General features: G+C 59.7%; 5 protein-coding genes. 1 reads left to right on the top strand and 4 read right to left on the bottom strand.

Annotated elements, in window-relative coordinates; translation table 11 throughout:
• Positions 1–211: 211 nt before the first annotated feature.
• The 3 genes from ABIZ35_RS24050 to ABIZ35_RS24040 are packed head-to-tail and all read right to left on the bottom strand — an operon-like array spanning position 212 to position 1701.
• The gene (locus ABIZ35_RS24050; protein WP_348222468.1) at positions 212–790 is read right to left on the bottom strand and encodes an ATP-dependent Clp protease proteolytic subunit; all 579 of its coding nucleotides are present in this window, start codon (positions 788–790) and stop codon (positions 212–214) included.
• A 28-nt stretch (positions 791–818) separates the two neighbouring features.
• Positions 819–1382, bottom strand: coding sequence for an SRPBCC domain-containing protein (locus tag ABIZ35_RS24045; RefSeq protein WP_348222467.1), 564 nt, complete (start codon positions 1380–1382; stop codon positions 819–821).
• Entirely contained in the window at positions 1363–1701 is a 339-nt protein-coding gene (locus ABIZ35_RS24040) for a metalloregulator ArsR/SmtB family transcription factor (protein WP_348222466.1), read from the bottom strand. Before ABIZ35_RS24040 ends, ABIZ35_RS24045 begins: the two co-directional genes overlap by 20 nt.
• 119 nt (positions 1702–1820) lie before the next feature.
• Here ABIZ35_RS24040 and ABIZ35_RS24035 point away from each other — a divergent pair, with 119 nt between their 5' ends.
• Positions 1821–4148 (top strand): glycoside hydrolase family 88 protein, encoded by a 2328-nt coding sequence (locus tag ABIZ35_RS24035; protein ID WP_348222465.1) that lies wholly within the window; start codon positions 1821–1823, stop codon positions 4146–4148.
• 536 nt (positions 4149–4684) lie between these two features.
• Here ABIZ35_RS24035 and ABIZ35_RS24030 read toward each other — a convergent pair.
• Positions 4685–4866: hypothetical protein (locus ABIZ35_RS24030; RefSeq protein ID WP_348222464.1), on the bottom strand; the 182-nt coding region annotated here is incomplete at its 5' end.

Here is a 4866-nt window from a genome sequence, read left to right as displayed (position 1 = left end):
TTTTTAAATTCGTCGTTCGTTTTTGCGAACGTGAATATAGTATATCAGACATTCAGCAGAATGTCAATCCAGACAGGAATAGACGGACCACCCGGAAAACAAGGCAATTGGAGCAGCATTAGGAGTTGCCTTTCGTGTTTAAACGATTCTTGCCGGCATAAAACGGCCAAATTCAACGGTTAAATATCTCATATTTGCCTCAAAATTCTTCCTACTTAATCAATACGTGGTCGATGATTCCGTAGTTCACTCCTTCCTCCGCAGACATCCAATAGTCGCGGTCGACGTCGCGGGTGATGTCTTCGAACGAACGATGGCAGTTCTCGGCGAGGATTTCGGTCAGTTTTTGCTTGAAGCCCAGGATCAGCTTCATCCGGATTTCGGCGTCGGAAGGCGTGCCGCTGAAGCCGGCGCTGCCCTGATGGATCATGATGCGTGAGTTCGGCAATGCAGCGCGCTTGCCCTGCGTGCCGCCACTGAGCAGCACGGCGCCCATGGACGCCGCCATGCCCACGACGGTGGTGGCGACATCAGGCTTCACATGCCGCATCGTGTCATAGATTGCAAGTCCCGCCATGACATCACCGCCTGGAGAGTTGATGTAGACCTCGATATCGCGGTCAGGGTCCTCTTTCTCCAGAAAGAGGAACTGCGCCATGATGACGTTCGCCATCGCCGGATTGACTTCTTCGCCGATAAAGACGATCCGGTCCTTCATCAGGCGCGACCAGAGGTCGTATGCTCTTTCGCCGCGCGGACTTTGCTCCACGACTGTCGGAATCCATGTCATCGCTCTGCCCTTTCTTTCTGATCCATGACTATCGATATTTATTGCGGGATAAAACTTTGGTTCGCGACGCGCGTGTGGCAAGCACAATCCGTCCCGGCTGCGCGCAATAGCGCACGCCGCTCCGCCCGGCGCCTAGGGCCAGCATGCGCGGCAGGGCCGTGCGGACGATGTGGCCCCACGACCAGTTCGCCGACATCGACATCCCGATCGCCTCGGTGTGCTCCAGATGGACGTGCGTGCCGCCGGTGTCCGTCCGCTCCAGTGTCCACGTCACCACAGATTCGGGCTCGTCCTCGGCGCGCCACTTATATGACAGCCGCCGCTCGCGCTCGGCGGCGATCACCTCGCCGCGCACGCTCCGGCGTCCCATCTCAAATTGAAAGCGGAACCCCATGCGCGGTTCGAAATCGCCGGGCAGGAACCAGCGGGCAAGCGCCTTGGCGTCCGTCAGCGCCTTCCAAACACGTTCCGGCGACTGCGGGTAAACAGCGTCAAAACTCAGCGCCGCCTCCGGCGCCCGCTCCGTCGTCTCCCCCGTCGTCTTTGGCGTTCCCGCCGTCTCCGGCATCTCGTCAGTCATGGTTGGTTTCATCTTCCGCCTCCAGAAAATCGCCCAGCGACAGCAGCTTGCCCGCCCAAAACGGCTCATACGCCCGCAGCCAATCCGAAACCGGCTGCAGCGGCAGCGGGTTCAGCTGATACAATCGCTCCCGCCCCTGGCTGCGCACCGTGACAAGCTCCACATCTCTTAAGACACGCATATGCTGCGAAATGGCGCTCAATGTCACTTCAAAGTGCGCCGCCAGGTCCGAAACGGGAAGCTCCCCACGGCGGAGGATCTCCAGAATCGAACGGCGGGTCGGGTCGGCGATGGCGTAAAAGACATCCGTGTTGGATTGAGCTCGGCTCATGATCAGAGTATACTTTAGCAATTGCTTAAATGTCAAGAGCTATTTTAGTTTAGGATTTTTGCGTCTTCGTGAGGAATGAGGGATTCAATCGAACAAAGAGCCAACGAAGGATTCCCACCATGTCTCGACGCTCCCTCTGCTATTGCCGCCTTTCTGCTGTGCTTCTGACGATCTGCGCCGCGCCCGCGGTTGCTCAAACGGTCGGCGCGCTCAAATCCGTGAAGCTTGTCGTCAAGCCGGTCGCGCTGGCCCACGGCCCGGCGGTCATCGATCTGGCCTGGCTTAAGAAGCAGGCGCCCGATTTCACCCCCTCGTCTTACATTCTCGTCACCAGCGACAGGGCTTCTTCCAAAGAGGACGCCAGGGCGAAGCAGTTTCGGGTAATCGCCTCCCAGGCCGACGATCTGGACGGGGATGGGAGCGCCGACGAGATCGCGTTAGAGACGGATTGGCCGAGCAAGCAAAGCCGGGTTATCACGGTCGCGTATGGCGATGAGGCGACGATCGCTCCGCTCCGCGCCGTGGCCACCAAGAAGGCGCATGCGATCTTTTCGAAGAAGTTCGAAGGCGTCGGCTGGGAAAACGACCGGGTGGCGTGGCGGCTTTACGCGGATAATCGCAATTCGATCGATCTTTACGCCAAGAACGCGCCGCATCTTTCTCTGGATTACTTCGCGCTGCCCAAAACGAATTACGAAGCGGATTCGATTTACGGCCGCGATATCTTCTGGAACGGAAAGGCGTTTGGGATCGGAGCCGTCGGCGCGTGGGTGGACGGGAAGCTCGTCCGTGTCGCGGACGTCGCTGAGCGCAGCCATAGGATTGTCGCCGACGGCCCGGTCCGCGCCATCGCGGAGATGCATTACACGAGCTGGCGAGTCGGCGGCCAGACTGTCGATCTCACCAGCCGCTTTACCATCTGGGCGGGGCAGCACTGGTTCAAGCACGATATCTTCGCCAAGAACGCCGAGGGGATCGTCTTCGTTTCCGGGCTGCCGATCAAGCAGGGCGCCGAAGCGATGACGTCGCCGCAGCCGCTCAAAGGCGCCGACCACCGTTATGTCGCGACCTGGGGCGCCCAGGTCCAGCTCGCCGAACGCGAAGGCGACGGCGTCAACTCCGACAAGCTGGGCCTCGCGGTGGTCTATTCCCACGGCGACATCCCCTCGCTTCCGGATCTAGCATCCGATCCCGCAAACCATCTGGCGCCCATTGCCTTGCACCCAAATGGCGACGGACAGGTCACCGGCCGTGTTGCCGTCATTGCAGGCTGGGATCAAGAATCGAAAGACGCAATGCTTCCAGACGCGGCGCGCTCCGCCTCAGGCTGGCGAAGCTATGTCGCCGCAATCTCACCGGACGTCTTCAAAACGGCGTCCATGGATTTCGCGCCCGCCGCCACAGCCACGATCCACGCTGGCAGCATCGCGCAGACCATCGACCCCGCGCCGCTTTCCCGCAAAAGTATCCTGAACACGATGCGGCGCGCCTGCGCCTACCAAATGGAGGCCCAGAAAGTCAATCGCGACAACAACTGGATCCGCTCCACATTTTACACCGGCGTGCTCGCGCTCTATGAAACGACACATGAGCGGCAGTACCTGGACGCCTCACTCCAGTGGGCGGAAAGCTTCGAATGTAAGCTCGCACCGGGCGCGCCGTTCTTCGCGGACAACCAGTGCTGTATCCAGGTCTACGCAGACCTTGCGCGCATCACCAAATCCCCACAAAAGCTAGCGTACGCCGAAACAATGTACGCCAATGAAGCGCATCAGACCAAGCCTGGCCGCGAACTCTGGTGGTGGTGCGACGCCCTCTTCATGGCCCCCGCCGGTATGGTCCGCACTTCCTATGTCACTGGCAAGCCCGAGTATACAGCCCTGATGAACACCCTGTACTGGGATTCCACCGACTACTTCTACGACAAAGAATCCCATCTGTTCTACCGGGATAAGACATTCTTCGACAAAAAGACCGCCAGCGGCAAAAAGGTCTTCTGGTCGCGCGGCAACGGCTGGGTGATGGGCGGCCTCGCGCGCCTGCTCGAATACCTCCCCGCCAGCGATCCCAGCCGTCCGCGTTTCGTCCAGCTTCAGCAGGAGATGGCCGCCAAACTGATCACGATCCAGGGCGAAGACGGCCTCTGGCGCGCGAGCCTGGACGATCCCGACGAGTACCCGCTTCCCGAAACCAGCGGCAGCGCCTTCTTTGTTTACTCGCTCGCCTGGGGCATCAACCACGGAACGCTCGACCGCAAAACCTACCTGCCCGCCGTCCGGCGCGGCTGGACAGCCCTCGCCGCCAAAGTGGCCCCCGATGGACGGTTAGGTTACGTACAGCAAGTCGGCGGCGCGCCGGCGAAGACCAGCCCCTCCGAGACGCAGGAGTACGCCGTGGGCGCGCTGATGCTGGCGGGGTCGGAGTTGGTGAAGCTGGGGGATCGATAGATAACCAAGCACTACAATGCCTCCCAGACCAGATACCAGGCACTGAAGTACCTGGCTGGGGGTTGCTTCGCAACCACAATGTCCGTACCGGACAAAAGAGGGAGCTTGGAGGGGATGGGGAGGTGATACGGGTGGTTGTTATTCTTCCACGAGCGGCCAGATGTTATTGCTGGCGTGATGCTGTTTTTGATTCTCGATGTACTGTTAAGACAGCTTTTAAATGCGTACAGCTAAAGCCGAAGACGCTATAGCCTTCGCGCCATGCAAAGTATTCATCGGGGCGCAGGATATTTCGGATTAGGTGCGAAGAACTGCCTTTAGTTTGCTGCATCAATTTTGCAAGCGCAGGAAGACCTCAACATTATTACGCCGCTCAAACTCCATCACCCTACATCGCCTCCAATCACCATCTTACTCCTCTGTCCGGAACGGACGTCGTGGCTGCGGAGCAGCCCCCAGCCAGGTACTTCAGTGCCTGGTCAAGCGTGCGATGTCACAGCAGTCCCCAGCGTTTGGAGCATATGAAGAGCCTTCATCTACTCCACCGCGCCCAGCCCCGCTAGCGCTTCCTCCATCACCGTTCGGTAACGCGCCCCCACCCCGTCGGACTTGGGCTCCTCACCCTCGGCGTCCAGCAGCGCCTGGATCGGCGTGGCGGCTTCGGTGACGTGCAGGCTGGCGCAGGCTTTGGCGCTGACGAGCTGGAGCCAGCGGTCGC

This window comes from Capsulimonas sp. (genome assembly GCF_039929585.1).
Lineage (GTDB): Bacteria > Armatimonadota > Armatimonadia > Armatimonadales > Capsulimonadaceae > Capsulimonas.
Note: the sequence above shows the minus strand (reverse complement) of the source record. Positions and strands in the feature narration are given on the sequence as shown.

Excerpts from the sequence above, each read along its gene's own strand:
- ABIZ35_RS24050 (WP_348222468.1), bottom strand. The coding sequence starts at position 790 with ATGACATGGATTCCGACAGTCGTGGAGCAAAGTCCGCGCGGCGAAAGA.
- ABIZ35_RS24045 (WP_348222467.1), bottom strand. The coding sequence starts at position 1,382 with ATGAAACCAACCATGACTGACGAGATGCCGGAGACGGCGGGAACGCCA.
- ABIZ35_RS24040 (WP_348222466.1), bottom strand. The coding sequence starts at position 1,701 with ATGAGCCGAGCTCAATCCAACACGGATGTCTTTTACGCCATCGCCGAC.
- ABIZ35_RS24035 (WP_348222465.1), top strand. The coding sequence starts at position 1,821 with ATGTCTCGACGCTCCCTCTGCTATTGCCGCCTTTCTGCTGTGCTTCTG.